The organism is Nocardiopsis sp. SBT366, assembly GCF_001083815.1.
In the GTDB taxonomy this organism is placed as follows: Bacteria; Actinomycetota; Actinomycetes; order Streptosporangiales; family Streptosporangiaceae; genus Nocardiopsis; species Nocardiopsis prasina.
In genome coordinates, this window is record NZ_LAVM01000148.1 from 1 (window position 1) to 4275 (window position 4275).

Annotated in this window: 4 protein-coding genes; 2 read left to right on the forward strand and 2 right to left on the reverse strand. The window is 72.5% G+C overall.

What is annotated here, in order from left to right:
• The first annotated feature begins 31 nt into the window (after positions 1–31).
• A complete protein-coding gene (locus ADX84_RS24790) occupies positions 32–925 on the forward strand; it encodes a bile acid:sodium symporter family protein (RefSeq protein WP_049579846.1) in 894 nt (297 codons plus the stop codon).
• Between the two features lie 50 nt (positions 926–975).
• On the opposite strand, the gene ADX84_RS24795 is transcribed toward ADX84_RS24790, so the two are convergent.
• The gene (locus tag ADX84_RS24795) at positions 976–1623 is read right to left on the reverse strand and encodes a response regulator transcription factor (RefSeq protein ID WP_049579847.1); all 648 of its coding nucleotides are present in this window, start codon (positions 1621–1623) and stop codon (positions 976–978) included.
• Positions 1611–2828: a sensor histidine kinase gene (locus tag ADX84_RS24800; RefSeq protein WP_049579849.1), complete on the reverse strand. Its 1218-nt coding sequence runs from the start codon at positions 2826–2828 to the stop codon at positions 1611–1613. Before ADX84_RS24800 ends, ADX84_RS24795 begins: the two co-directional genes overlap by 13 nt.
• A 180-nt stretch (positions 2829–3008) precedes the next feature.
• On the opposite strand from ADX84_RS24800, the gene ADX84_RS24805 reads away from it, so the two are divergent.
• The coding region (locus ADX84_RS24805; protein ID WP_049579851.1) for a sensor histidine kinase at positions 3009–4275 on the forward strand (1267 nt) is incomplete at its 3' end.

Consider the following 4275-nt stretch of genomic DNA (forward strand, 5'->3'; position numbering starts at 1 on the left):
CCCCAGCGGCCCTTCCCCCAAGGTGCCCCCCATGGACTCCGCGCTCACGACGATCGGCCTGCCGCTCGCCCTCGGCATCATCATGCTCGGCCTGGGACTCTCCCTGACCGTCCGGGACTTCACCCGGCTGCTCTCCATGCCCTGGACCATCGTCCTGGTCCTGGGCTGCCAGATCGTCCTGCTACCGCTCTTCTGCCTCGGTCTGGTCCTGGTGTTCGTCACCCACTTCGACCTCTCGCCCCTGCTGGCGGTGGGCATGATGATGATGGCCGCGTCCCCGGGCGGCACCACCGCGAGTCTGTACAGCTACCTGTTCAAGGGCAACGTCGCGCTCAACATCTCGCTGACTGCGATCAACTCGCTCACCGCCATGGTGACGCTGCCGCTGATCACCGGGTTCTCGCTCGGCTACTTCACCGAGGGCGGGTCCATCGGCCTCCAGACCGACAAGATGGTCCAGGTCTTCGCGGTCATCCTCATCCCCGTCGCCATCGGCATGCTCGTCCGCGCGAAGCTGACCGCCTTCGCGGAGCGCATGGAGAAGCCGGTCAAGCTCGGTTCCATCCTCGTGCTGGTCGCGGTCATCGTCGGGGCCATCGCCGCCGAGTGGGCCAACCTGCCCGAATACATTGTCTCGGTCGGCCTGATGGTCCTGGTCTTCAACGTGGTCAGCCTCGTGATCGGATACTGGGCGCCCCGCCTGGTGGGCACCGAGCGCCCCGAGGCCGTCGCGTCCTGCATGGAGATCGGCCTGCACAACACCACGCTGTCGCTCACCATCGCCGTGACCGTCCTGAACAGTACCGAGATCGCCATCCCCTCGGCGGTGTACGGCGTGCTGATGTTCTTCACCGCGGCCGCCGCCGGTGCCCTGCTCAACCGTCGCGGGGCCCGAGAGGACCGGGCCGGGGCGCGGGCCGCCTGACCCGCACGCCGCCGAGCGGCACACCCCGGCCCGCAAGCTGCCCTCGGGGCTCAGACCCGGTGGCTCAGGTAGGCCAGGACCGCCCGCACCCTGCGGTGGCCGCTGTCCGTGGGCGCCAGGTCCAGCTTGTGGAAGATGTTGCCGATGTGCTTGTGGACCGCGTTGGTGGTGACCACCAGCCGCGCCGCGATCTCGCCGTTGTCGTGCCCCTCCGCCATGAGAGCCAGGACCTCGCGCTCCCGGGCGGTCAGGGTCTCCAACGGGTCCCGCCTGCGGGAGGTGAGCAGCTGCCGCACGACGGCCGGGTCCATCACGGTGCCGCCCCCGGCGACCCGGTCCAGGGCCTCCACGAACTCGCTCACCCGACCCACCCGGTCCTTGAGCAGGTAGCCCACCCCGCCCTGGCCGTCGGAGAGCAGCTCGCCCGCGTAGTCGCGCTCGACGTACTGGGACAGCACCAGGACGGGCAGCCCCGGGTGGGCGGCGCGGGCCGCGATGGCCGCGTGGATGCCCTCGTCGCGAAAGCTCGGCGGCAGGCGCACGTCCACCAGGGCGAGGTCGGGGCGGTGCCGGTCCACGGCCGCGGCGAAGGCGGGCACGTCCTCGGCCACCGCGGCCACCTCGTGTCCCCGGGTGGACAACAGCAGCTTGAGGCCCTCGGACAACAGCACGTTGTCCTCGGCGATCACGATCCGCACGGCAGTTCCACCCTGAGCGTCGTCGGTCCCCCGGCGGGGCTGTACACGGTCACGTTCCCGTCCAGCGCGGCCGCCCTGCGGCGCAGCCCCCGGACCCCGCTTCCCGCGGTCTCGTCCACACCGCCGTGCCCGTCGTCGGACACCTCGACCCTCAACAGGTCGTCCTCGCGTTCCAGGCGGACGGAGATCGTCTCCGCGCCGCTGTGCCGGACCGCGTTGGTGACCGACTCGGTGACCGCGTAGTACGCGGCGGTCTCCACCGCCACCGGCAGGGTGCCCGGGTCGGTCACGTCCAGCCGCACCGGCAGGGTGGTCCGCCCGGCCAGAGCGGTGAGGGCGCCCGGCAGGCCCCGGTCGGCGAGGATCGGCGGGTAGATGCCCCGGATGACGTCGCGCAGCTCGGTCATGGCCTCCTCGGTTCCCGTGTGCGCCTGTTCGAGCAGGGCGGCGACCGCAGGGTCCGATGCGGCCTCCTTCGCCACGCCCAGCTGCATGGCGATCGCCACCAGCCGGGCCTGGGTGCCGTCGTGCAGATCGCGTTCGATCCGTCGCAGTTCCGCGCCGTGCGCGTCCACCACCCCGGCGCGCGTGCGCTGGAGTTCGTCCACGCGGTGGGCGAGCACCTCCTGCTCGGAGGGGGCCAGGGAGCGGACGCACATCCGGGCGTGCGCGTCGCACATCGGCACCGTCACCCACCGCAGGATCGCCACGCCGACCGCGAACTGGAGGGCGGCGGAGATCACGGCGGCCCCCCAGCCGTCCACCGCGAACCCGAGCTGCTCGGGCTGGAACCCGGCCGGGTACGCCCACCACAGGAGTGAGTCGACGGTGTTGACCAGCATGCCGGGGCCGATCAGGGCCAGGCACCCGAGCAGGATGCTCACCACCGAGAACAGCGGCATCCACAGGAGCACCCGGTGCGTGGCGGGCGCGCCCACCAGCGCACGGAAGCCGTGGTCGGGCGGTCGCGGCAGGTCGGGGACGTCGATCCCGAGCCACCCTGCGGCACGCAGCCGGTTCCAGTCGGCCCAACGCGTCACCAGCCGCACCCACCGGGACGCCAGGAACGTCCCCACCCCGCTGAACGGGAGCGCCAAGGCCACCACCAGGGTCAGGGGTGCCATCACGAGGGTGATCATCCCGAAGACCAGCGCCGCCAGCAGGCGGCCGCACGCCCGTAACGGCCGATCCCACACCTTCCGCATTCCGTGCTCCTCAGCCAGGTTCCTCGACGGCGTCGATCCGCCGACTCGCACCAGTCTGGGGTACCTGAGGGGGCCGGGCACTACAGCTGGCTACCGGAACCGGCCACCGCACGCTCCACCGGGCCCTGTCCGGCTACCGTGAGGACCCCGCCACGCGCCGACACAGGGAGGCCGCCCCTCGTGAGCCGCACCCACCACTGGACCGCCATGGGCGGGACCGGAGGGGCCGCCTCCGCCAGGTACGCCTTGGACGTCGGCGTCGCCCTGGTGTACTCGATCGTGGACCCGTCCACGTGGTGGCGTCTCACGTCGCCGGACCGGCTCGGCGCCGACCCATGGGAGTGGTTGGGGCTCGCGCTGCTCGTGGTGGTACCGGTGGGGATGGTGCTGCGCTGGAGGTACCCGGCGGGTGCGTTCGCCACGGTCCTCGCCGCCAGTGTCCTGACACTGCTCGGCGGTTGGGGCGTCGCCCCGCCCCTGGCCGCCGCCTGGACCCTGTACCCCCTGGCGCTGACCTGGGAGGGGAGGGCCCCGCGTCCACGGCCGACCCGCCTGGCCCTCGCCGCGGGTGCGCTCTGCGCCGTGTTGGTCGGCGCGACGCTGTGGATCCCCGAGCCGGTGTACGCACACTTCGCCGACCTCTCGCCCCTCGCCCTGCTCGCCCCGATCGTGTTCCTGGCCCCGTTCGGGCTGTCGTGGCTGCTGGGGCGTGTGGTGCGCGAACGCCATCTGCGCGAAGTCCGCGAGGCCGAGGACACCCTCGCGCGCACCCAGAACCTGGAACGACTGCGGGTGGCCCGGGAGGTGCACGACATCGTCTCGCACACCCTCGGCGGGATCGGTGTGCGCGCCGGTGTGGTGCGCCACGTGCACGGCGACGATCCACGCGCGCTCGCCGAGGCCCTCGCGGAGATCGAGCGGGCCAGCCGGGCCGCCACTGACGAACTCCGTCTCGTGCTCGGGGTACTGCGCCAGGGGGACACCGCGCCACTGGCACCCCAGCCCGGACTGGCCGATCTGCCCTCGTTGGTGGAGACCGCGCGGGCCGCAGGAGTGGAGTGCGCGCTCCACACCCACGGGACCGAGGGGCTGCCCGTGACCGTGGCGGCCGCCGTGCACCGTGTCGTCCAGGAGTCCCTCACCAATGTCGTCCGGCACGCGCCGGGCGCGACCTGCACGGTCACGGTCACCGCTGACGACGGGGCGGTGGAGGTGAAGGTCCTCGACACCGGCCGGGCCAGGCTCCCGGGTGCGGGTCAGGACCCGGCCTGGGCCACACCCGCGACCACGACTCCTCTGCCCGGCAGTGGGACCGGCCTGATCGGCATGCGCGAGCGAGTGTCCCTGCACGGGGGATCCCTCCACACCGGCCCCCGCCCCGGTGGCGGACACCGGGTCCACGCGCGGCTGCCCCTGGACCCGCGCTCCACCAGGACCCCACCGGCCC